The 23,275-nt window shown below is 62.2% G+C and carries 14 protein-coding genes, 1 tRNA gene and 1 pseudogene; 8 read left to right on the top strand and 8 right to left on the bottom strand.

Translation table 11 applies throughout. From position 1 onward, the window contains the following. Positions 1–67: 67 nt before the first annotated feature. Positions 68–1,330 (bottom strand): dissimilatory-type sulfite reductase subunit alpha, encoded by a 1,263-nt coding sequence (gene dsrA, locus ACOY6C_RS03645; RefSeq protein ID WP_420904116.1) that lies wholly within the window; start codon positions 1,328–1,330, stop codon positions 68–70. Positions 1,331–1,777: 447 nt separating this feature from the next. Here dsrA and ACOY6C_RS03650 point away from each other — a divergent pair, with 447 nt between their 5' ends. The 3 genes and pseudogenes from ACOY6C_RS03650 to ACOY6C_RS03660 all read left to right on the top strand — a co-directional run bounded on the left by ACOY6C_RS03650 (position 1,778) and on the right by ACOY6C_RS03660 (position 4,647). Next, a complete protein-coding gene (locus tag ACOY6C_RS03650; protein ID WP_420904117.1) occupies positions 1,778–2,224 on the top strand; it encodes a bacteriohemerythrin in 447 nt (148 codons plus the stop codon). A gap of 82 nt (positions 2,225–2,306) precedes the next feature. After that, positions 2,307–3,530: pseudogene (locus ACOY6C_RS03655) on the top strand (ISL3 family transposase). Between the two features lie 25 nt (positions 3,531–3,555). Further along, entirely contained in the window at positions 3,556–4,647 is a 1,092-nt protein-coding gene (locus ACOY6C_RS03660; protein WP_420904118.1) for a hypothetical protein, read from the top strand. A 935-nt stretch (positions 4,648–5,582) separates the two neighbouring features. Here ACOY6C_RS03660 and ACOY6C_RS03665 read toward each other — a convergent pair. The 3 genes from ACOY6C_RS03665 to nagZ form a co-directional block, all read right to left on the bottom strand. After that, positions 5,583–5,658, bottom strand: a tRNA-Glu gene (locus tag ACOY6C_RS03665). Between the two features lie 322 nt (positions 5,659–5,980). After that, entirely contained in the window at positions 5,981–6,376 is a 396-nt protein-coding gene (locus tag ACOY6C_RS03670; protein WP_420904119.1) for a gamma-butyrobetaine hydroxylase family protein, read from the bottom strand. Positions 6,377–6,379: 3 nt separating this feature from the next. Further along, on the bottom strand, positions 6,380–7,495 hold the full coding sequence (gene nagZ / locus ACOY6C_RS03675; protein WP_420904120.1) for a beta-N-acetylhexosaminidase: 1,116 nt from the start codon (positions 7,493–7,495) through the stop codon (positions 6,380–6,382). Positions 7,496–7,589: 94 nt separating this feature from the next. Here nagZ and ACOY6C_RS03680 point away from each other — a divergent pair, with 94 nt between their 5' ends. After that, positions 7,590–8,042: a VanZ family protein gene (locus tag ACOY6C_RS03680; RefSeq protein WP_420904121.1), complete on the top strand. Its 453-nt coding sequence runs from the start codon at positions 7,590–7,592 to the stop codon at positions 8,040–8,042. Between the two features lie 54 nt (positions 8,043–8,096). Here the strand turns inward: ACOY6C_RS03680 and ACOY6C_RS03685 are convergent, their stop codons facing one another. Next, positions 8,097–10,115 carry a molybdopterin-dependent oxidoreductase gene (locus ACOY6C_RS03685; RefSeq protein ID WP_420904122.1) on the bottom strand — a complete coding sequence of 673 codons (2,019 nt, stop codon included), beginning with the start codon at positions 10,113–10,115 and terminating at the stop codon, positions 8,097–8,099. A gap of 47 nt (positions 10,116–10,162) precedes the next feature. Between ACOY6C_RS03685 and nth the strand changes: the two genes are divergently transcribed. Then, positions 10,163–10,789, top strand: coding sequence for an endonuclease III (nth, locus tag ACOY6C_RS03690; protein ID WP_420904123.1), 627 nt, complete (start codon positions 10,163–10,165; stop codon positions 10,787–10,789). Further along, the gene (locus ACOY6C_RS03695; RefSeq protein WP_420904124.1) at positions 10,750–15,015 is read left to right on the top strand and encodes a DEAD/DEAH box helicase; all 4,266 of its coding nucleotides are present in this window, start codon (positions 10,750–10,752) and stop codon (positions 15,013–15,015) included. Before nth ends, ACOY6C_RS03695 begins: the two co-directional genes overlap by 40 nt. Before the next feature lie 24 nt (positions 15,016–15,039). On the opposite strand, the gene ACOY6C_RS03700 is transcribed toward ACOY6C_RS03695, so the two are convergent. The 3 genes from ACOY6C_RS03700 to ACOY6C_RS03710 are packed head-to-tail and all read right to left on the bottom strand — an operon-like array spanning position 15,040 to position 20,884. Beyond that, entirely contained in the window at positions 15,040–18,714 is a 3,675-nt protein-coding gene (locus tag ACOY6C_RS03700; RefSeq protein ID WP_420904125.1) for an AAA family ATPase, read from the bottom strand. 7 nt (positions 18,715–18,721) lie between these two features. Then, positions 18,722–19,960, bottom strand: coding sequence for an exonuclease SbcCD subunit D C-terminal domain-containing protein (locus ACOY6C_RS03705; RefSeq protein WP_420904126.1), 1,239 nt, complete (start codon positions 19,958–19,960; stop codon positions 18,722–18,724). A gap of 18 nt (positions 19,961–19,978) precedes the next feature. Continuing rightward, on the bottom strand, positions 19,979–20,884 hold the full coding sequence (locus ACOY6C_RS03710; protein ID WP_420904127.1) for a 5'-nucleotidase: 906 nt from the start codon (positions 20,882–20,884) through the stop codon (positions 19,979–19,981). Positions 20,885–21,227: 343 nt separating this feature from the next. Between ACOY6C_RS03710 and ACOY6C_RS03715 the strand changes: the two genes are divergently transcribed. Next, entirely contained in the window at positions 21,228–21,932 is a 705-nt protein-coding gene (locus ACOY6C_RS03715; protein WP_420904128.1) for a glutamine amidotransferase, read from the top strand. A 649-nt stretch (positions 21,933–22,581) separates the two neighbouring features. Next, complete coding sequence (locus tag ACOY6C_RS03720) at positions 22,582–23,220, top strand: response regulator (RefSeq protein WP_420904129.1); 639 nt, start codon at positions 22,582–22,584, stop codon at positions 23,218–23,220. Positions 23,221–23,275: the final 55 nt, after the last annotated feature.

Here is a 23,275-nt window from a genome sequence, read left to right on the forward strand (position 1 = left end):
TGCAACTCCCTAAGATAGGATCGATTCAATGGATCGGGATTGACGGAAAGCGGATGGACGCGCGCCATCAGGCGGCGTCGCGCTCCTCGTCGTCATCCTTCTCGTCGTCGGCCTTGTACTCGCCCGCCTTGAAGAACGGGTTGTCGCGCGGATGGGCGATCATCTCCACCGTGGCCTCCAGGCCGACGGCATCCAGGAACTGTTGAATGCCCACCCGTTCGATGCACTCGCCGATGCGCTCGTGATCCAGACCGTTTTCCGACCAGTAGTCGATCATGCGGTCCACCAGTTCGATGAAGGCATCCACATCCTCGTCGGTCTCCATCTTCATGAAGGGGACCATCACGGAACCGAGCATGTTGCCGACCTTCAGGTGTCCCTTGCCGCCCACCAGCAGGGTGATGCCGCGATCGTCGCCGGGGGAGAGCGCCTTGGGCATGACGTTCAGGCAGTGCATGCAGCGCACGCAGTCCCGGTTGTCGATGACCATCTCCTTGCCTTTCAGGGTGATGGCTTTGGTGGGGCAGCGGGTGATGACGTTGTTGACCAGGTAGTCGAGTCCCTTGGCGTCGATGAAGTTGGCCACCTCGGCCTGATCGATCTTGATGTCGTCGCGCCAGGTGCCGATCACCGAGTAGTCGCTGCGCTGGATGCTGTTGGTGCAGTCGTTGGGGCAGCCGGAGAACTTGAATTTGGCCTTGTAGGGGAGTTGCGGACGGTGGGTGAGATCGGCGTAGTAGGAGAGCACCTTGCCATGGACGTGCAGGGTGTCGTAGCAGGCCTGCTCGCAGCGGGCCTGGCCGACGCAGGAGAGACCGGTGCGCACGGTGGCGCCGGCGCCGCCCAGATCCCAGCCGAGCTGGTTGAGTTCGTCGAAGCAGGCCTGGACGTTTTCGGCCTTGATCCCCTGGAGTTGCAGGTTGCCGGTCTGGCCGTGCATGGAGAGCAGGCCGGAGCCGTATTTTTCCCAGATGTCGCAGATCTCGCGCAGGGATTTGGCGCTGTAGTGCAGACCGGGGGCCGGCTGGATGCGCATGGTGTGGAACTCGGTGGCTTCGGGGAACTTGTCACCGATCATGCTGTAGCGGCTGATGATGCCAGCGCCGTATCCATGCACGCCGACCACGCCTCCTTTCCAGTACCCCATGCGGGTCTCGTAGGAGTAATTGAGCTGATCGAGCACACCGCGCACCATGGTCTTGCCGGTGCGTTGGGCGGTTTCCTTGAACCCCTTGACGAAGCTCGGCCAGGGCCCTTTTTCGAGATCGTCGATCATTGGGGTTGGGTTGAGTTGAAACTTTTCATCATTTTTTTGTTGTTGTTCGCTCATGAGGTCGCTCCCGTGACGCTTATGAAAAACCAAAGACGATTATTATATTGATTCTTATTTTACCGTAAAACTCTCGTCAGAAAGGTCTACGGTCGGGGGTGAGGGGAATCCCCCCATCAGGCCAAGTTCACTTCGCCCCTTCCGCCAGGCGATCTGCGGGTGGGGTGGGGGTGTTTCCCCATCAAGCCGATGTGTTGGCTTGCCAATAATGTTGCATGGTTACATTTCAGAATAGAGTCGATGCTATACCAAAAAGTTCCGCAATTCCACCATCAATATTTTAATTTCAGAATATCATGATAAGCTGATCCGGAAATTTTTGATCTTGCTCGTTTTTTTGCTTGCCTGGGGGGGCGTTCTCGCTTATCAACTAATTTTATCGACTGCACAGACCATTGCGCGCATCATCCTCAACTTGACTCCATCAGGATACCAAGGATAACGGCCATGTGGAAACCGGAATACAGCGTCGGGGTTGGCCCCATCGATGATCAGCATCAACGTTTGTTTCAACTGTTCGGACTGTTGATGGATTCGGTCCACAACGGCGACACCGAATCGACCTTGGACCGGATTTTTGTGCAGTTGCGCGGCTATGTCACCAGCCATTTCCGGTTCGAGGAGCGGTTGATGCGCAAGGCCGGTTATGTGGATCTGGATGAGCACGAGGAACTGCACGACAAGATCCGCGAGAATCTGTGCGAATTCCGTTCCCGTTTCAACAAGGCCCAGGACGATGAAACCCGCAACGCGGTGGTGGACGCGGTGGTGGTGTTTCTGAACCAGTGGCTGGTCGGCCACATCCTCGGCGAGGACAAGAGATATATGCCCTACCTCAACACCCCGGAGATCCAGAAGATCGCCGCGACCTACTACCACGACGAAAAGGGGTGAAGTCGTCCCGGGGCTCCTCGCTGTTTCACGTGGGTAGGGTGTGATAATATGTGCGCTTTGGTAACCATCCAAGGAGGCGCACATGGACCCGTCCACCCTGTTCACACTGGCTTTGGGACTGACCCCACCCTGGGAAGTTTGGAACATCCGCTTCTCTCCAGAGAAGCGCAGGTTGGACATCTCCATCGGTTTTCCTCTTGGAAGCCTTTTCACCTGCCCGGCATGTGGCTCCAAAGGGGCCAAAGCCTATGACACCACCGAGAAGAGTTGGCGGCATCTCAATTTTTTTCAGCATGAGGCGTGGCTCACAGCGCGTGTTCCGCGTGTGGAGTGCGATCAGGGCTGTGGCGTCAAAAAGATCGAGGCCTTTGGTCGCGACCGGGCAGTGGGTTCACGCTGCTGTTCGAAGCATTGATCATGGTGTTGGTTCGTGAAATGCCCGTAGCGCAAGTGGCCTACCTCCTCGGCGTACACGACACCCGCTTGTGCGAATCATTCGGCATCATGTCGCCGCTGCCAGAAAGCGATTGGATCTGTCCAATGTTGGACGGGTAGGCATGGACGAGACAGCCAGCAGGCGCGGACATCATTACATCAGCCTGTTCTTTGACATGGATAAAAGCCAATTGCTCTTCGCAACCAAGGGAAAAGACAAGGAAACCGTGAAAGCCTTTGCCCAGGATCTGACGGCCAGGAAAGGTAAGCCAAAGAGCGTATTGGAGGTCTGCTGCGACATGTCGCCAGCTTTTATATCCGGGGTGCAGGAGCCGTTTCCCAATGCCGAGATCACGTTTGATCGCTTCCATATCATGAAGGTGGTCAAGGATGCTGTGGATCAGGTCCGACGCGAGGAGGTGCGCACGCGCCAGCGCTGTCCAAGACCCGCTACATCTGGCTCAACTACAGCTCAAGAATCCGGGCAACCTGACTGCCAAACAACAAGCCACGCTGGCGACATTGAAGGAGCGTAACCTCAAGACCGCCAGGGCCTATCAGATCCGTCTGACACTCCAGGAACTTTTCCAAACCCGTTCCCGCCAAGAAGGCGAAGCGTTCCTGAAAAAATGGTACTTCTGGGCAACCCATAGCCGTCTGCCGCCCATTGTGGCTGCTGCCAAAACCATCAAGAACCACTGGGATGGTGTACTCAACGGGTTCCATAGCGGCCTGACCACCGTTGGTTGAGGGCTTCAATAGCCTCCTCCAGGCCGCCAAGGCACGGGCCAGAGGCTACCGCTCGGACGCCAACTTCATCACTATGGCCCACCCCATCGGGGGCAAGTTAAACTTCACCCTACCCACGTGAAACAGCGAGGAACCTTTAATTTCTTATGAGCGAGAAATTAAAATTTGTTGACCTTTCATCAATGTATCATTTGACTGATGGACTGACGCTCAAAGTGAGTCGTTGCGCTGAAGTTCTTGACTCATCTCTTGTTGAGTTAAACAAGATAAAAAGCATTCCTTCATCAATAGTTAAATGGAACCAAAGAGGGATGAATCCAGCTCTTTTCCCAAGTTTGCCAATTGATGGTCGATTAATTATTGAAGTTACTCAAACATATAGTGTTGACACAGGTAAAATTTTTTACGCTTGCACTGTTATAAATAAAAAGGACGAGACGCAATCTGCTCCTATTGTATTTTTTATAATGAGATCTCTCGCTCTTGATATTCCGATAAGACTTGAAATCCCACTGCGTGCTCTGTTAAAGGGAGGGAGAAGTTTAAGTGGTACATATTCTGTGTATCTTCACGGTCTGTTTGCTAATAATGGAGAAGAGTTTGTTTATTATGGAATAACGAAGCGCGGGTGGAATAAGCGGTTTATGGAACATGTCACGGCCTCAACTCGTGACCAATCAAAACGATTATTTCCGAGAAAATTAGGTGATCTTATCGCTGCACGAGCAGCAGAATTGAACAATATTTCTGATTCACGCCCAAAATTGTCCGGAATAATTACTGTTCTTTGTGCTGTTGGCCTGTCTGAAGATCAGGCAATGGATACAGAGGAGTATTTGGTTGATAAATACAGCCTTTCCTCAAAGCATGGAAAAGGGTTGAACATGATTCCAGGCGGATATGAGGGGTTGCGTTCATTACATAAACTGTCAATTCAAACCGGGCCAGACTCAATTGACACAGAGTCACGTGAGGAATTGTTGGATAGATACCTCCATGAGCATCCAAGAATTGGAGTTCCTAACCCAGGGGTCGCCGAAAAATGGAATGATCCAGGGTATGCAGAAGCCGTAATTTGTGGCAGAGAAAATAGATTGACTGCTGATCAGGTCCGGGAAATTAGGTATTTATCTGCATTGGGTTATCCAACAGATAAAATCCAAGAAAAGGTTGGGGCAATTGACAACGGCCAAGTACAAAGAGTTCTTAATCAGCGAACCTACTCTCGTATCCATTGAGCATACCCACAATCACCAGTAGTGGGTTCAGATTGTTGAGGCCAAGGAACCGGAACCCCTTATGTGCGGATGGTACGCTGGCGACGTGTCGGGGTCTCGCGGAACCCACCTCCAAGCACCCCAACCAGGACCCGGGCAATTTCCACAGGGTTGGTGGTGGCGACACCCCTGGCCTATTTGGCACAATGGCCCACTAGGACGCAATAGGCTGATATTCAAAGCATTCTGATGGGTCGCCTGTTGGCCCGGTTTGGCCCGTTGGCTGGCCCGATTTGCTGATGGGCCGGGGTGGGCCGCACACTGGCCCATACTATTCCCCTGTATTCACAGGCGGTTGACGGCTGTTAGGTCAATGGGCCAAACGGGCCGCCTTTATGACGCACATGGGGAGGGTTCCATAAACGCCTCCCCCAGCTTGGGGTTCACCAGCCAGACAGACTTTCGCCCACCTGCCGGGGGGCTTGCCGAACCCACGTCATGGATTCCATTTCCTCCAGAAGAATGAGCGCTTCTTTGGTGTTCTTAGCCCGGTGCGGACGGGGGGGGCGTTGTGGTGGGTCAAGTCTCGCAGGGTGGCGGCGAGGGAGTTGTTGGTGGCCCTGGTATCGCGCAACAGGGTGACACACAGGTCAACCAGGGTGTGGATCAGAGTTCGTTCCCATGTTCGACAACCATCTTGACTAGTCGAACTGGTCCAATATTAGAAGCTGGTATTAAACATTGAAATTGCGCATGAAAAGTCTGGTCCACAGCTTTTGGAGAATTCCGGGAGAGAGGAGAAAAAAGAGGGCGTTTCCGACTCCCGCTGGTCTGGACCCCACCGAGTGGTTTTGCGAACCGTAGTGGCTATCTATTGAAAATATTGGAATTTTTTTACACAAAAAAACCGCCTTGTGGGGCGGTCTGGACTCGAAGAAAAACTGTCGAAAAAGAAATGGCGTCCCCAACGGGAGTCGAACCCGTGTTACCGGCGTGAGAGGCCGGCGTCCTAGGCCACTAGACGATGGGGACGTTTGCATGGCAGGCATCCTTTTAACCGATCGGGACGGGTTTGGGCAAGTTTTTTTCAACAGGGGATGGAATTTTTTCTCTGACACCCGGATTCGAAGGCCCGAGGTTGGGGGGGGGTCGGTTCTGCCACCTTTTCATGCCGCGCCTGGATGTGGGGGCGTGGGTAGGGAACGGGCGGGGGGGGGATGTGTCCGCCATGCGCCCCGGTTCGTTTGGACGTGGGGTGCCTGGACGGGGAGTGGGGGGCGGGGGATGATCCGCCCCCCTCCAAAAAAAACGGTTCGTTGGTGCGACTGGAGGCTTTCAGGGTGCCGGCCCGTGTTCAGGTGGCTTGCATGATCGGGATCACGCTGGCCTTGCGGCGCTTGCCGGCGGACTTCAACGCCTCCAGATAATCCTGCCAGATCGCCTCCATGCGCGCGCCCAGATCGAACAGGGTCTCCCAGGAGAACAGACCGCTGTCATGGCCGTCGCTGAAGCTGATCTTGATCGCGTAGTGACCTACCGGTTCGATGGCGCGGATGGTGACGTCCTGCTGACCATCGATCAGTTGCGCCTGATCCGGGGTGTGGCCCACGCATTTGGCGCATGGACAACAGACCCGCAAGAACTCCATGGTGTAGCTGAACTTTTCGCCGGTATCCCAGCTGATCTCGACCAGCCGATCGGCCCGTTTCTGACGGATCTCGGTGGGGATGTGTTGACTGCCGTAGGACATGGTTCACTCGTGATGGGTTCGGGTTGATGGAATGCCAGGTGCGGTGGGATCCACGGCGAACGCCTCTTCGGCGACCGCTTCCACCTGGGCGCGACGTTTGCGATAGCCTGGATCCTTGAGCAAACGGCGGATCGCGCCGGGTTCGAGCCGGTAGGGGGCCAGCACATGGCGAATGCGGCGGCGCGAGGCCTCATCCTCGCCGACATCCAGCGTTCGGCTGGCCCGCTCGATCCCCTCGATGACCGCTTCGTTGTCCTCCATGCGGCCCGTACAGCACAACACCAGATCGCATCCGGCCAGAATCGCCCGACGGGCGCGCTCTTCCATCGAGCCGTTCAACGCCCCCATCTCCAGAGCGTCGGAAACGATGACACCCGGATAGCGCCATTTTTGACGCAACAATTTGTGCAACAGGGATCGCGACCAGGTGGCCGGCACTCCGTCGTCGATCTGCGGCATGGCGATGTGGGCGGTCATCAGGCCGGGCAGAAAGTCCAACATGGCGCGGAAGGGATTCAGCTCCCATTTCTGCAGGGACTTGAGGCTCTTGTCGAGTATCGGCAGGGTGAGATGGGAGTCCGCGCGGGCCGCGCCATGGCCCGGAAAATGCTTACCGATAGCCATGACACCTGTTTGACGGAAGCCGTGCAGCCACGAGGTGGCATTCATGATCACTTCCGAAAAATGGGCGCCGAAGGCCCGATCGCCAATCACCGGATCCGCGCCTGCTTCGCGAATGTCGAGCACCGGGGCGCAGTTGACTCCGATACCCAGGGCGCGTAGCTCCTCGCCGCACAGCCTTCCGGCGGTGAACAGCAGCCGTTCGGCACGAATCGGATCCGTGCGCGCCAACAAGGCGAACTGATAGGGACTGGGATGGCGGGTCAGGGGGTCGCGCAAACGTTGCACCCGTCCCCCCTCCTGATCGATCCAGATCGTCGGCGCTCCGGCGGTCTTGCCGATCGCCTTGATCAGGGCTGTGGTTTGTTTCAGACCGGCACTCAGATTGCGCCCGAACAGGATCACCCCCGCTGGACGAACCCGATTCAAGAAGGTTGTTTCGGATTCTGAAAGTTCCGGTCCCTGGAGTGCGATAATTAGGTGGATTTGTGGTTTCATTCTGCTATAATCTCGACTCGCTCCGCTTGAGTGGCCAAAGGTCATGCGCCTTCAGGATGGCTTCCGCTTCAACACTAGGATATGGTCGGAAAAAATGCAACACGAAGCGATCAATAAACCGGAACTCCCCATGGATTGGAAGAAAAAGGCGCTTTATATCGGACTGTTGATCGGTTACTCGATCGTGCTCTTCCTGCTCTCCACCATCACCGGACAGGAGTTGCCGGGGGCCCTTTTCGAGAACCAGGACAAGCTCGAACACCTCATGGCCTATGGCTTCATGGCCTTCGTCGCCTGGATCGCCATGCGGCAGTTGACCTCCTGGCGTCACCCCTGGCTGTGGGCCTGGGTCTATGCGGTCGGTTACGGCGTCACCGATGAGTGGCATCAACTCTTCGTACCTGGTCGCTATGCGGATCTGCTCGATCTTCTGGCCGACGCCACCGGCGCCGCCCTGGCGATTCTCATCCTCGAGTACCATCGCTCCAGACGGGCCGCCCGCCCCATCCCGGTGTTGACCCCGCCTGTACGCTATTCGGTTTTCTGATTCTCCCGCATGCGCTGCGTCACGGGTGTCGGCTCCCGTGACGCAGCCCTTTCGTCAAGGCAGCCGCACCACTTCCACGCGGTTGTCGTGCAGGGCCGGTCCTCCGTCCGGCGCGACCCGCGTGGCGTGGGAGAGGGCGTTCAATCCGATCCTCTCCGGAAAAGCCGTTGCCGGCTGATTCGATTCGCACAACGTCAAACCCGCACGCACCTCCGTGGTGATCCGCGCCCGCATGGTCAACCGCCCCACGCCGTTGTAGACCGCCACCCGATCCCCATCCTCGATGCCGCGCCTCTGGGCGTCCGCCGGATTGATCCACAACAACGGAGGATGTCTTTGCGCGCGCGCGGTGCCGGAAAAGGTGGAGTTGAGCACCTCCATGGCGGGTGGGGTCATGAAATCCAGTGGATAGGCCGCGGCTTCCGCCGGATCGTCCCGATGGTTGACCGGCCAGTGGTCCGGCAGGCGGGGCATGGCCGGATCGGTCCAGTTGGGCCGGAAATGAAACCGCCGGTCCGGTTGCGGAAAACCATCGCCAAAGTGTACCCCCTCCCAGGAAGGGGCGCAGTCGATCCAGGGGCGCTCCCAGTTTTCGAGCGGCGGCAGCCCGGAGTCCGCCAGAATCCGGGTGATGGTCGCGGCGGTATCGAGTTGGAAACAGGCGTCCCCGAAGCCCATCCTTTGGGCCAGGGCGTTGACGAAATCGTGGTTGCTTTTCGCCTGGCCGGTGGCCGGCAGCAGCGGATGGGCGTGTTGCAGGGCGTAGTGACCGTAGGATTTGTAGAGATCCTCGTGTTCCAGGAAAGTGGTCGCGGGGAGCAGGATATCGGCAAATCGGGCGGTATCGGTCATCACCTGTTCGTGGACCACGCTGAAGAGATCCTCACGGCTCAATCCTACGTAGAGCCGTTGCAGATCCGGGCAGGTGGTCGCCGGGTTGGCGTGGGAGATCATCAGTCCCTGGATGGGCGGGTCGAGTTCGGGATTGGTGAGCGACTCCCCGAGGCGGCTCATGTCGATCAGGCGTGTCGGGTGCGGCGCGTGGGGGGCGGGCATGGGACCGGTGGCGATGTTGAAGGCGCCGCCGGTCGCGAAGAGCGCGCCACCGCCCGGTTTTTTCCAGGCCCCGGTGAGGGCCGGCAGACACGATACCGCATGCACGTTCACGGCGCCGTTGTTCTGGCGGCTCATGCCCAGCCCCAGGCGGATGAACGGAGCCCGCGCCTGACCGTACATCCGGGCGAAGGCGCGGATGGTTTCCGCATCCAGGCCGGTGATCGGCGCGGCCCACTCTGGGGTGCGGGTCGCGAGGTGTTTTTCGATCTCGGCATCGAAATCGGTTCTTTCGGCCAGATAGGCCCGATCGGCCAGTCCTTCGTGCAAGAGCACGTTCATCATCGCCGCGGCCAGGGCCGCATCGGTTCCGGGTCGCAAGGGGAGATGCAGATCGGCAAGCCTGGCGGTCTGGTTGCGGTAGGGATCGACCACCACCAGTTTGGCGCCGTTGCGCCGCGCCTGCTTGACATGCCCCATCAGGGTGATGTGGGTGGACGCCGCGTTGATTCCCCAGAGGATCGGCAGATCGCTTTGCGCGATCTCGACGGGATCGGGTCCGATGGCCAGACCCACGCCGGCTCGCCAGCCAGCCCAACCGATGGCGTAACAGATGTTGCCGTCGAGTCTGGAAAAGCCGGCCCGCGCGGTGAGACGGTCGTGGGTGCGCCGCTGGACGATCCCCATGGTGCCGCCGTAATAGACGGTCAGGATCGATTCCGGCCCCGGATCGCGGCGCAGTTCGTTGAATCGGGTGGCGATGCGGTCGAGAGCCTCGTCCCAGGAGATGGGGCGGAAATCCCCAAGCCCTTTTGGACCGCGCCGGAGCAGCGGTTCGGTGATGCGTGGTCCGTGCTGGATCTCCTGATAGCGGGTCACCTTGCCGCAGATCACGCCACGGGTGAGCGGATGGTCCGGGTGACCGTCGATGGCCACCAGACGGCCCTGGTCAACCGTGACCTTCAGGGCGCAGGCGCCCGGACAGTCGAGGGGACAGACGCTATCGAGGATCGTGGTCATGGAACTCCTTTGCCTATCGGCTGGGATTCGGGGATAATCATCCGGTTATGGATACTTCACACATTATCGCACTTTTCGAGGCCTTTCGGGAAGCCAATCCGCATCCCCGTGGCGCCTTGCTTTTTCGCACGCCCTTTGAACTCCTGGTGGCGGTGGTGCTCTCTGCCCAGTCCACCGACCAGGGGGTGAACCGGGCGACGCCGGCCTTGTTCGCCGCAGCGGGCGATCCCGCGGCCATGGTGGCCCTGGGCGAGGAGGCGATTCGCGAGCATATCCGTTCCCTGGGACTTTTCAACACCAAGGCGAAAAACATCCTGGCCCTCAGCCGATTGCTCGTCGAGCGTCACAACGGTCTGGTCCCCTCGGAACGGGCCGCGCTCGAAGCCCTCCCCGGCGTGGGACGCAAGAGCGCCAACGTGGTCTTGAACATCGCTTTCGGCCAACCCACCCTGGCGGTGGATACCCATGTGTTCCGCGTCGCCCATCGGCTGGGTCTTTCCGCCGGAAAAACCCCGGAGGCGGTCGAACGCGATCTGCTCGCCTGCATCCCGGACGACTTCCTGCTTCATGCCCACCACTGGTTGATCCTGCACGGTCGTCATGTCTGCATGGCCCGAAAACCGGCCTGCGATCGTTGTCTGGCGCGGCCCTGGTGTTCCACGGTCGCGGGGTGAACGCCATGGATGCCCGATTGCGCTTCGCCTCCCTCTCTCCGCTGGAACTGTGCGTCGCACGGTTGATCGCCATTTTTTATCTGCCGGTGACCCGCACGGAGCTTTTCAAGGCGCTGCAAAAGTGCGCGCCCGCCATTGCCGGCGCCCGCGGCACCGGGTTGAGCCATCAGCTCGACCTGGCCCTGGTCGTCTTGAAGGGCGAGGGCATGTTCGTGGATGAGAAGATCTCCCGAGGCGTGAATGGCGTGCGCATGCCGGCGGCCATCTCCTGGGAGGTGATGGAGCGGCTCGCGGAGGATGAGGAGAACTTCGCGCCCCTGGTTGCCGCCGTCCAGGAGACCACTCCCGCCGTGATCCAGTACAGCTGGGGCATGGCGCGCGCGGTATCCCTGGATCTGTGCGTGCGCGAGATCCGCATCGGACTGTTCATGAACGATCTCAACCCGGTGCGCTATTTCCTGAATCTGGCGGAACGGGCCTTTCCCGATTTCGATCGTCCCTCGCTGCTGGTGCGTCTCTGTCTGCAACCGTTCCGTCCCGACTGGTTCGCCGCGCGCGAGCCGGCGCTGCAAGCCGAGGTGCTTGCCGGTCTGATCGCCGAGGTGACCCGTGGCTGTCTGCCGTTCGAGGGGATCATTCCGGTGCTGGAGGCCAGGCGTGCGCTGTCTGATGAGGCGCACGGACCGTTGTTCCGGCATGTGCTGGTGGTGCTGCTGCTTCTTTCCGATCGGTTGGAGGAGGCCGGCGAGATTCTGCGCGGCCCGCTGCCCGTCGATGCCTCGTTGTGCCTGAAAGGGTGGTGGCACGCCCTGCGGGGGGAGTACGAACGGGCGCTCCCGGTCTTCGAGGAGAGTCAGCGCAATTTCGAAAAAAGCAACAAGAGTAAGGGGAAGAAGCCCTTTTTGCGTCACCCTGGCGCCCTTTATTTCATTCTGGCCCTGCTCAAGACCGGCAACCGGCTCCATCGGCGCACCGCCATGGACTATATGGACCGGTTGTTCCGCGCCGGGGACGATCCGCTCCGGGTGGCCTACGAGGGGTTGTTCGCGCTGGCCCTGGTGATGGACAACCGGGTGCGCGCCGCCAAAAGCTGGTTGGATCGCGACGAGAACCTCCCCATGGATGAGGAGGTGTTCGTCCAGACGATCCATCGCCAGCTGGTGAGCGGTCCGGCGAACCGAACCCTTCGATCCATGGCCCCGGCGGGTCGTTTTTTCCAGGTGCTGGCCCAGTATTGGGTCGAGCCCGACAAGGCGCGCACGCAACAGTCCGAACTGGCGGAGTTGATCGAACAGGCCGAGATGAACGGTCACCGCTGGATGGCGCGCGAGGCCAGGGGGCTGCTGGCTGTCCTGGAGGGACGGGAGGTGAGTGAACAGCGCTGCGTGGTCGCGATGCTCCGTCCCAAGGCGACCTGGGAGTGGGCCCTGGAGGCTCTCGAGGATGTGGCTGGCGAGTTGCGCGACAGCCAGGGCGGCGCCAGTGAGGGCGAATCCCGCGAGGCGAGTCGTCTGATCTGGTTGATCAGCGTTCCCAAGAGTGGCCAGTGCTTCGTGACGGCCCGCGAACAGAAGACCACCGTCAAGGGCGAGTGGACCCGTGGTCGCGTGTTGACCCAGCGCACCCTGCGCGGGCTGACCCTGATGCCGGGTCGCCTGTCGCCCCAGGATGCCAAGCTCTGCTCGGCGGTGGAGGTCGATTTCAACCGCTACGGCGCGCGCGAAAGTCGCATGGAGGGGCATCGGTTGCTGCCGCTTCTGGTGGGCCATCCGCTGGTCTTTTGGGAGGAGGAGCCGACGGTCAACGTGGAGGTGGTGGCCGGGGAGCCGGAGTTGTGCGTGCGCGAGGAGCAGGGACGGCTGTTGATCCACTTCTCCGAGGATGCCACCCGCATCGGTGCCTACGCGCTGCGCGAAACCCCGACCCGCTGTCGGGTGGTGGAGATCCTGCCCCGTCACAAGGAGGTGGCCGACATTCTCGGCAAGGGGTTGGAGATCCCGGCGGGGGAGAGGGAACGGGTGCTGCGCATCCTGCCCGGACTCTCCACCCTGGCGACCCTGCAATCCGGGATCGGCGGCGTGGGCGAACATCTGCCGGAGGTCGAGGCCTCATCCAAACCGCGGGTGCAGGTGTTGCCCTATAATCAAGGGTTGCGGATCAAGATCATGACCCGTCCGTTTGGCGATGACGGCCCGTGGTTGCCGCCCGGAGAGGGGGCGTCCACCCTGATCGCCGAGGTGGGGGGACGTCGTGCCCAGACCCATCGGGATCTCAAGGAGGAACGCAAGCGCGCCGAACGGGTGCTCAAGACCTCGCCGATCCTGAATGCCAGTCGCAATCGGGAATGGGAGTGGAGTTTCGACGAGCCGGAGTCCTGCTTGCAGTTGTTGTCCGAGCTGCACGATCTGGAGGACGGCGTGGAGCCGGAGTGGCCCGAGGGCGAACGGTTGCGGGTGAGTCGTCCGTTGTCGTTCGGGGCGATGCGCCTCTCCTTCGAGCGGCAGAAGGATTGGTTCGCGGTGGATGGGGGGTTGCGGGTCGATGAGACGCGGGTCATCGGTCTGCAAGAGTTGTTGAAACTCATGGAGGGGAACGAGGGTCGTTTCGTGCCGTTGGGCGAGGGACGCTATCTGGCTCTGACCGAGGAGTTCCGCAAGCGGCTGGCCCAGCTCGAGGCCTTTTCCCAGAGCGCGGGGGCCAAACGCCAGGTCCATCCGTTGGCCATCGCCGCCTTGGAGCCGATGATGCGCGAGGCCGGGGAAGGGTGGATCGATCCGGCCTGGGCCGAACAGATCGAACGGTTGCGGCGGGTCAACGACTGGGTGCCGGAGATCCCCTCCACCTTCACCGCCGAGCTGCGCGAATACCAGAAGGAGGGGGTGCGATGGTTGCTGCGGCTGGCCTCCTGGGGAGCCGGGGCCTGTCTGGCCGACGACATGGGATTGGGCAAGACCTTGCAGGCGCTGGCGCTCCTGGTGGCGCGGGCGCCGGGCGGTCCGGCGCTGGTGGTGGCGCCGACCTCGGTGTGCATGAACTGGCTGGATGAGTCCCGACGCTGGGCACCCACCCTGAACCTGCGGATGTTCGGAGGCTCGGACCGGCAGGAGCAGTTGGAGGGGTTGGGACCGTTCGACGTTCTGGTGTGCAGCTATGGCCTGATGCAGAACGAGTCGGAGCGGTTCGCGGCCATCCAATGGAACTCCCTGGTGCTCGACGAGGCCCAGGCGATCAAGAACCGCATGACCAAACGCTCCAAGGCGGTGATGGAGTTGACCGCCGCCTTCCGCATGGTGACCACCGGCACGCCGGTGGAGAACCATCTGGGCGAGCTGTGGAACATTTTTCGTTTCCTCAATCCCGGCCTGTTGGGCTCCCTGGAGCGCTTCAACAAGCGTTTCGCCGGGCCGATCGAGCGGGATGGCAACGACGAGGCGCGTCTGCGTTTGAAGAGCCTGATCCGTCCGTTCGTGCTGCGGCGTTTGAAGAGTCAGGTGCTCGAGGAGTTGCCGCCACGCACCGAGATCACCCTGCGGGTGGAGCTGGACGATCAGGAGCGGGCCTTTTACGAGGCGTTGCGCCGCAACGCGGTGGAGCGTTTGAGCGCCATCCAGGGGCCGGAGGAGGATCGGCGCTTCCAGATCCTCGCCGAGATCACCCGGTTGCGGCGCGCCTGTTGTCATCCGGCGCTGGTGGCGCCCGAGTGCGGTCTGCCGGGCGCCAAGGTGGCGTTGTTCGCGGAGGTGCTCGAGGAGTTGTTGGCCAATGGTCACAAGGTGCTGGTGTTCAGTCAGTTCACCAGCTATCTGGCCATCATCCGGGAGTTGCTGGATCGGGAGAAGCTGGTCTATCAGTATCTCGATGGCGCCACCCCGCCCGCCGCGCGGCGCGAGGCGGTGGAGGCGTTCCAGTCCGGGGTGGGGGATCTGTTTCTGATCAGCCTGAAGGCGGGCGGATTGGGATTGAACCTGACCGCCGCGGACTACGTGATCCACATGGATCCCTGGTGGAATCCGGCGGTGGAGGATCAGGCCTCGGACCGTGCCCACCGTTTCGGGCAACAGCGTCCGGTGACGGTCTATCGCCTGGTGATCCGCGACTCCATCGAGGAGAAGATCGTCGATCTGCACCGCCACAAGCGCGATCTGGCCGACGGGTTGCTCGGTGGCGGACAGACCGCGTCCAGCATCTCCCCCGAGGAGTTGATGCGGTTGTTGGCCGAGGGGTAGGGGGTATGCGCGCGCTCCACGCGCTCACCCTTCCAGCCGGGTGCATCCCGGCCCCTCGATCACGCTCCGCCCCCCCGCGCGCGGCACCACCCGGATGCGGGCGCGGATCCGCTCTTGCAATGCCGGAACGTGGGAGATCACCCCGATTACCTTGCCCTCGCGCCGCAACCCGGCCAAGGTCTCCAGGGCGATCCCCAACGACTCCTCGTCCAAGGTGCCGAACCCCTCGTCCAGAAACAACGAATCCACCCGCGCGTTCTGACTGGAGAGACTCGACAATCCGAGCGCCAGAGCCAGACTGACCAGAAAACTCTCGCCACCCGACAGATTGCGCGCCGACCGGATCTCGCCGGCCTGATAGAGATCCTGAATGCGCATCGCCAACGGTTGTTCCAGATCCTGAATCAACGCATACCGGTCGCTCATGCCGCGCAACTGCCGGTTGGCGCTCGTCAACACCCGCTCCAGGGTCAACCCCTGCACGAAATCCCGATAGCGTTTGCCATCCTCCGAGCCGATCAAGCCGTGCAACAGCTCCCAACGTCGCGACAGCCCCTCTTGACGTGTCAGCGCCTGTCGCCGCCTCTCCAGCTCCTCCTTTTTGGCGGCATTTTCGAGCCAGATCCGCTCCAGACCGCCCAACGCACCCCGGATCAGCCGTCGCCGCTCTTCTTGCCGCTGTCTGGCTGTCTGGAGTTGGAGGGCGGAAAGATCGGTGACCCGAAGCGCCCGTTCGACCTCGAGACGCCGCCGTTTCTCGGCGGTCAACGACTCGATCTCGGCCTGGAGCCGTTGCAGCGTCTCGAACCGCTCCCGCCATGCCGCCCGCTCCGCCTCGGAAGCCGAGGCGCGCCGGAACTCTCCCTCATCCGCGAAACCCAGACGCTCCAGTTCGGCGAGAAAGGCGGCCTCCTCGCCGGCAAGCGTCGTCGCCCGTTCGCCCAGCGATTCCACCAGGGCGGCCTGGCGTTGCAGCCGTTCGGTCAGCTGGCTCCGTGCCTGTTCCAGCGTGCCGTCATGGGCACGCAGATCCGCCTCGGCCTCCTCGACGGACGCGGCCAGGGAACGCGCCTCCTCGTCCGGGTTCCGCTCCCCCAGAAGCTCCCGACGGGTGACGCGCAACCCCTCCAGGGTCGTCTGCAAGTCCTGGCGCCGCCTCTCCCGTTCGAGGATGGCCAGCCGTGACCGTTCGATCTCCAGAACATGCCGTTCGCGGGCGCCGATCAGCTCCAGGCGTTGGGTCTCGTTGGCCTCGCGTCGCGCCACGCATCCCAGCCAGGCCGCCTTGCGGTCGCTCAACGCGCGCCGCAGCGCCACGGGATCCCTGTCGTCGGGTACCACGATTCCCAATCCGGCCAAGGTGCGCGCCAGCTCCTCGCGCGCCGCGCCGACCGTGGCCGCGAGCGCGGCCAACTCCGCCTGGCACCGCTCCAGGGACTCCCGCGCGCCGGTGTGATCGGTGCTCGCCCGCCACTGCTCCCGCTCGCGCCCGGCAACCCTCTCCCGTGCCGTCTCCAGTTCGGCCCGCAGCCCGTGCAACACCCCCTCGAGGGTGTCGAGGGCTTCGAGCCGTGCGTTCAGCCGCTTCAGTCGGTTCCGGGTCTCCTCCAGCAGCCGACGCCCATCGTGGGCCGATAAGGGCGCGGAGGGATCCCACTCCAGCATCCCCGCCAGACGCCGAACGTCGGATTCGAGATCCTCGAGCCCCCTGGCGTCGATCGCCAGCCGCGTTTCCAGCTCCTCCAGGGCGCTCTCTTCGCGCAGCAGGGCGCGCTGGCTCTCCAGAATTTCGCCCTGCAACGTCCGCAGGGTGGCGCGAAGCGTGGATGAATCGTGCGTGGGCCCCCCTTCCGGGTGGGGTGCGTGGGTGAAGGGGTGTTCCGTGGCTCCGCACAGCGGACAGGGGTGACCGGCGATCAACTGCTTCCGCGCTTCGACGAAGCTGAGCATCGCCTGCCTGGCGAGCCGCTCGGCCTCCAGACGGTCGCGCTCGGCTTCCAGATCCCGCAAACGGGTTTGCTGATCGACCAGTCGCGTCGCGAGGAGGGGTTTGTTGCGCTGCATCGACGCCCGACGTTCCAGCTGGGTCTGGTGATCGGCGCGGGAGGTCTCCAGATTGCGCAGCGTGGTGACGAGCGTTTCAAGATGGAAAAGATGCTCGCGACAGCGGATCTGCTCTTCGCGCCAGAGCGGGATGGCGCGTCCTTCCAGCAGATCGTCGCGATGGATCTGCCGTTCGTTCTGACGGGCCGCGAGCGCCTCGAGATGCGCGCGGGCCTCACCCAGGGCCGCATCCGCCTGGTTGGTGGCCGCGCTGGCGATTTCCAGCCGCTCTCGCGCCTCTTCGCAGGCCTTGAGCCACGTCCGGTGCTGATGTTGTCGTCCCTCCCACAGCTCGATCCGCGTCAGGATTCCGCTCAGATGTTCCACCAGGTTGCCATCGGCGCGGTTGGCATCCGATTCGGCGCGCAGGGTGGCCGCGTCCCGTTCCACCTGCTCCAGCGCGGTTTGGGATTGCCGCAGTGCGGCGTTCTCCCGCGCTTGATCCGTGGCGAGACGGGCCAGTTCGTCGTCGAGCGCGCGGATCGGTCCGGCCTGCTCGGTCAGGCGGATGTCGAGCGACCGAACTTCATGGAGCCGTGGGAGTGCCTCCTTTTGCGCCGTCCGCCGCGCCTCCAGACGGGAAAGCGCCCGTGCGCGGCCTGCTTCGGCCTCGGCAAGCGTCGTCTGCATGATGGGAAGCTCCAGGCGCAGTTCCTGCAGAGCGGTCTGCTCGTGGGTTTGGGCCGCGCGCAGCAGTTCGAGCCGGGCATGGGCGGGGGCGAGGTTGAGCGCCCGTTCGGCGGCATGCAGGCGCGCCAGGTCGGGCGCGAATTGCCGCCAGGCCTCTTCCCGGTCGGCATGGCGTTGCGCCAGTTCCGACAGCGACCCTTCGAGCGCCACCAGCCCGGCCCGCCAGCCGATGGCGCGATCGATCTCCGTCAGCCGGTTGCCGAGCGCCTCTTCGGCGAGCAATCCGACCGCCCGTTCGAGGGCCAGCCCCGCCTCCTCCTCCTCCGAGAGCATGGGCAACGCCTCGACCTCGCGCGCCAGCCGCTCCCGTTCGCGACGCTCCTCGGCGCGCCGTTCGTGAACCCGTCGGGAGATGTCGCTGTAGATCGCGGTGCCGGTGATCTGTTCGAGAATCTCCGCCCGGTCGCTCTGCTCGGCCTGCAGGAAGGCCGCGAATCGACCCTGGGCCAGCAGCATGGCGCGGGTGAAGCGGTCGAAATCCAGGCCGGTCAGCTCTTCCACCCGTTTGGGGACCGTGGTGCGTTTTTCGGCCAGGATCTTCCCGGTGTCGGCCTCGACGAGTTCATGAGCCGGGGGCTGCAACGCGCCGTCGGGTTTGCCGCGCGCGCGGCGCTGGCGCCAGTGGCAACGGTAGACGCCGCCCCGAGCCGCGAAGGTCACTTCGGCGAAACACTCCCCGCGCCGCCGGCTGAGAATTTCGTTGTCCGAGTCGGTGATCCGTCCCAACCGGGGGGTGGCGCCGTAGAGGGCCAGACAGATGGCGTCGAACAGGGTGCTTTTGCCCGCTCCGGTCGGACCGGTGACCACGAAGAGGCCATCTTGCGTGAAGGCCGGATGGGTGAGATCGATGCGCCAGGCGTCGGTCAGGGAGTTGAGATTCTTCAGACGGATCTCGAGAATGCGCATGGCCACCTCAACCCCGGGAGGATGGATCGTCGTGGAGGAGCGCGGCCAGGATCTCGTCGTGGGCCGCGATCAGGGAAGGCCGCTCCTCATCCGGGATGCGGCGCAGCTCCAGACAGCGCAGGAACACTTCGTCGGGTGTCAACGCCTCCAGATGGGTTCCTTCCTCGTCGGCGCCCAGGGCCAGGGAAGCGGTGAGGCGTGCGTCGCGCAGGGCCAGGATCACCGCCTGGGAACGCTCCGCCCGCTGGTTGAGCTGGTCGCGCAGATCGCCGATCGGCTCGGATCCGGTGTACAGGAGTTCGATCCAGATGCTTTCGTTCGTGGAGATGTGTGCCTGGAGTTGATCCAGGAGCGATGTGCGATCCCCCTGGAGGCGCGCCATCTTCTGGAAGGTCGGCACGGGCACGAGCTGGACGCGCGGGCGCTGACCGGGTGCGAGATCGACCAGACAGAGGCTTTTGGTCACCCCGGCCTCGCTGAAGCCCAACGGCAGCGGCGCGCCGCTGTAGCGGCGGCTCTCCGACGGGCCGACCTTTTGCGCCTGATGCAGATGGCCCAGGGCCACGTAGTCCACATCTTCGGGAAAGAGATCCACCGGAACCCGCGCCAGCGACCCCACGTAAAGCTCCCGCACTCCGTCGCCCTCGCGGACCCGTCCGCCGGCCACGAACAGATGGCCCATCGCCACCACGGGCGTCGTTCCGCCCAGGTCGTCACGCCGCGCGCGCGCCAGATCGATCACCGCCGCGTAATGGGCGAAGATCCCTTCGAGCCACTTGCGATCCTTGTCCGCACCGCTCTCCCCGGCCTCGGCGAGGCGGATGTCCCGATCTCTCAGATAGGGCACGGCGCAGACGATCATCTCGGGGCGGCCAGTCGGATCCTTCAGCACCACCACCTCATCCGCCGGGTCGTCGCCGCTGGCGCCGATCACCCGCACGTTCAGCGCCGCCAGCAGGGTTTTCGGCGCTTCGAGCAGGGATGGGGAGTCGTGGTTGCCGCCGATCGCCACCACATGGCGACAGCCGGTGCCGGAGACCTGGGCCAGAAACCGGTAATAAAGCTCCTGGGCGCGATGGGATGGGGTGGTGCCATCGAAGAGATCGCCGGCGATCAGCAGCGCCTCGACCCGTTCCTGGCGCAGCGTGGCGATCAGCCAGTCGAGAAAGGCGGCGAACTCGGCATCGCGTTTCTGCCCGCGCAGCAGGTGGCCCAGGTGCCAGTCCGAGGTGTGGCAGATGCGCATGGACACTCCCCTGTCTGGTCAACCCTTGGCGCGCGGCACATGGCCGGCGGGCACGAAGCGGCGCGCCGATTCGCAATGGCCGGTGTGGTCGTCGAAGAAGATGTCGGCCCCGAAGGCCACCAGGAACTCCGCCTTGTCCAGTCCGCCCAGAAAGAGCAGTTCATCCACGCGGATGTTCCAGGCGCGCAGGGTGCGGATCACCCGTTCGTGGGCCGGGGCTCCGCGCGAGGTGACCAGCGCGGTGCGGATCGGGCAGAGATCCGGCGCATGGCGCTGCTGGATCCGTTGCAGAGCCTCGAGCAGCGGGCGGAACGGGCCATCCGGGAGCGGTTCGTGGGCGCTCAAGCTTTCGTGTTCGTGGAAGGCGGCCAGGCCGCGCTCTTCGTAGATCCGCTCCGAGGCGTCGGAGAAGAGCACCGCGTCGCCGTCGAAGGCCAGTCGCAGCGGACCGCGAGCCGTCTCCGGCGACGGTGTGGTGTCGCCGGGCGGCAGGATCACCGCGGCGGCCAGTCCGGCTTGCAGGGCCAGGCGGGCATCCTCGGGGTCGAGCGAGAGGAACAGATGGGCCTGGAACGCCGCCGCGTAGGGCCACAGGTTCCCCCCGGAGGTGAAGACCGCGCGGCTGATGTCGAGTCCGTGGTGGCGAATGGCGTTGAAGACCCGCAATCCGGTATCCGCGCTGTTGCGCGACAACAGGATCACCTCCACCGTGGGCGCGGAGGGATCGGCCTGGTTCAAGGCGAGCAGTTTTTTCACCAGGGGGAAGGCCGGACCGGCTTGCAACGGTTGATCCTCGCGGGCGATCTGCCAGAGGGCATAGGCCTCGACCCCCTGTTGTTCGAAGACGGCGTGGCTCTCTTCGAGATCGAACAGGGCGCGGGAAGAGATTGCCACGATCAGCGGAGAGACGGAAAGGTGGGGCATGTGCGGGTATCCGTTTTCCGGCAAGGGTTGTCGGTTCGGTATGCGCGGTTGTACCGGGCGTTGATGTGGGTCAGGGACTCTCCCGGTCTTCTTGCGGATCCAAGTTTACACGTTGCGCGTGGTGACGCCAGTGTTTCATGGCGTCGGGGGTGAATCCTCTCTTCATTGCAGAGCCGAATTGACACGTTGCGCGTGGTGACGCCAGTGTTTCATGGTGTCGGGGGTGAATCCCCGGAGGGATGATGCGGACGATTGCCGAGCGGGTTGGGTGCTGATAAGATGAAGCGTTCATTGACATGACTTTGCATGGTGTCGGCAAACCGGCGGACAAGGGAGCGGGTGCATGAAAACATTGTTGGCCATTCGGCATGTGGCATTCGAGGATCTGGGGAGCCTGGAGTCCCTGGCGCTGGAGCGGGGATTCGCGATTCGCTATCTGGAGGCGGGCGTGGACGATCTGACCGGGGTCGCTCCCCTGGACGATGATCTGCTGGTGGTGTTGGGCGGACCGATCAGCGTCTACGAGGCGGATGTTTATCCGTTCATCGACGACGAATTGGCTTTGCTGCGGGTGCGTCTGGCGGCGGACCGGCCCACCCTGGGGATCTGTCTGGGAGCGCAGATGATGGCCTCCGCCCTGGGGGCGCGGGTCTATTCGGGCGGCAAGAAGGAGATCGGCTGGACCCCCTTGACCCTCACCGGGGCGGGGGAGCGTTCGCCGTTGCGGCATCTGGTCGGGGAGGGGCGTTCCATGCTGCACTGGCACGGGGACACCTTCGAGCTTCCCGATGGCGCGGAGTTGCTCGCCTCCACCCCGCTCTATCCCCATCAGGCGTTTCGCTGGGGGGCGCGGGGATTGGCTTTTCAGTGTCACCCCGAGGTGCGCGCCGGGCGCATCGAGACATGGCTGATCGGCCATGCCGCCGAATTGGGGCAGAGCCGCATCTCTGTGCCCGCCTTGCGCGAAGCGTCGCGTCGGCTCGGTCCGGCCATGGAAGATGCCGGACGGGCTTGTTTGGCCGAGTGGCTGGATGGGGTGGTGGGGTGAATTGCACAAGATCCACCATGGCAGGGGACGGGGGACCGAAGCTCCCCGGCGGATAACGCCATTCTACCGAACCGAGGTGGTGGTTACCCGTCCCAAAATTTACCGTGGAACTCCCGAAGGGAGGTCCACGGTAAGGGGGGTGAGGGGGTTCTCCCCCCATCAGGCAAGTTCCCGTGGAATTCCCGAAGGGAGGTCCACGGTAAGGGGGGTGAGGGGGTTCTCCCCCCATCAGGCAAGTTCCCGTGGAATTCCCGAAGGGAGGTCCACGGTAAGGGGGGTGAGGGGGTTCTCCCCCCATCAGGCAAGTTCCCGTGGAATTCCCGAAGGGAGGTCCACGGTAAGGGGGGTGAGGGGGTTCTCCCCCCATCAGGCAAGTTCCCGCATTTACGGACTCAATCGAGTTCGACGGTAAAGCCGGAAGTGAATGTGTAAAACAGGAATATCAATCCAAACATCCTATTTTTGTTTGGTTTCTATTGGGAATTTCGGCTCTGCTTCAAGAGTTTTGGGGTTGTTGAGGGTGTTATTGTCTGTTTGTCTGGTAAGGGATTGCAAAATTTTCATATTTGTAGTTTGAAATTCCGTGCACGATCAGACTTGATATGTTATCATTCCTTTGCGTTTGGAATAGAATGGGGGAATGGTTTCTATGATCAGAATAATCATTATCGATGACCATGGGTTGTTCCGGGATGGCCTCAGCTCTCTGATCGCGAAGAATGGCGATCTGTCTATCACCGGTGAGGCTGGCAATGCCGTCGATGCCCTCACCCTCATGGCGGGGGATGGTTGGGATCTGGCGTTGCTGGATGTCAGACTGCCGGACATGAGCGGTTTGGAGGTGTTGCGTCGGGTCCGCGCCAGCGGGTGCCTGCGACCGGTGCTGGTCGTCACCCAGATCCAGGATTTCCATCTGGCCCGTCGGCTGTTGCAGAGCGGGGCCAACGGCTTCATCGACAAGACCTGTCTGGGCGATGAGTTGTTGCGGGCGATCCGGCTTGTCTCCCAGGGGGGGCTCTATTTGACCGACGAACTGCGGGATCGCCTGGCGACAAACACCGGCCAACCCGAGGTCAAGGAGCATCCGCACGATCGGCTCTCTGCCCAGGAGTATACCATTCTGATCCGGATCGCCCGTGGCATGACCGTCTCGCGCATCGCCGATGATCTGCGGGTGAGTCCCAGCACGGTCACCACCTACCGCCGGCGCATCAAGGACAAACTCGGCATCCAGGGTTCCACCGCGGATCTGGTGCGCTATGCCATGGAGCACGCCCTGCTGATGTAGTCGCGGGTGGTGGCGTGGTGGTCATGGGGTGGCGTGGACGAAAAAATATTTATAG

The organism is Candidatus Magnetaquiglobus chichijimensis (genome assembly GCF_045865675.1).
In the GTDB taxonomy this organism is placed as follows: Bacteria; Pseudomonadota; Magnetococcia; order Magnetococcales; family Magnetaquicoccaceae; genus Magnetaquiglobus; species Magnetaquiglobus chichijimensis.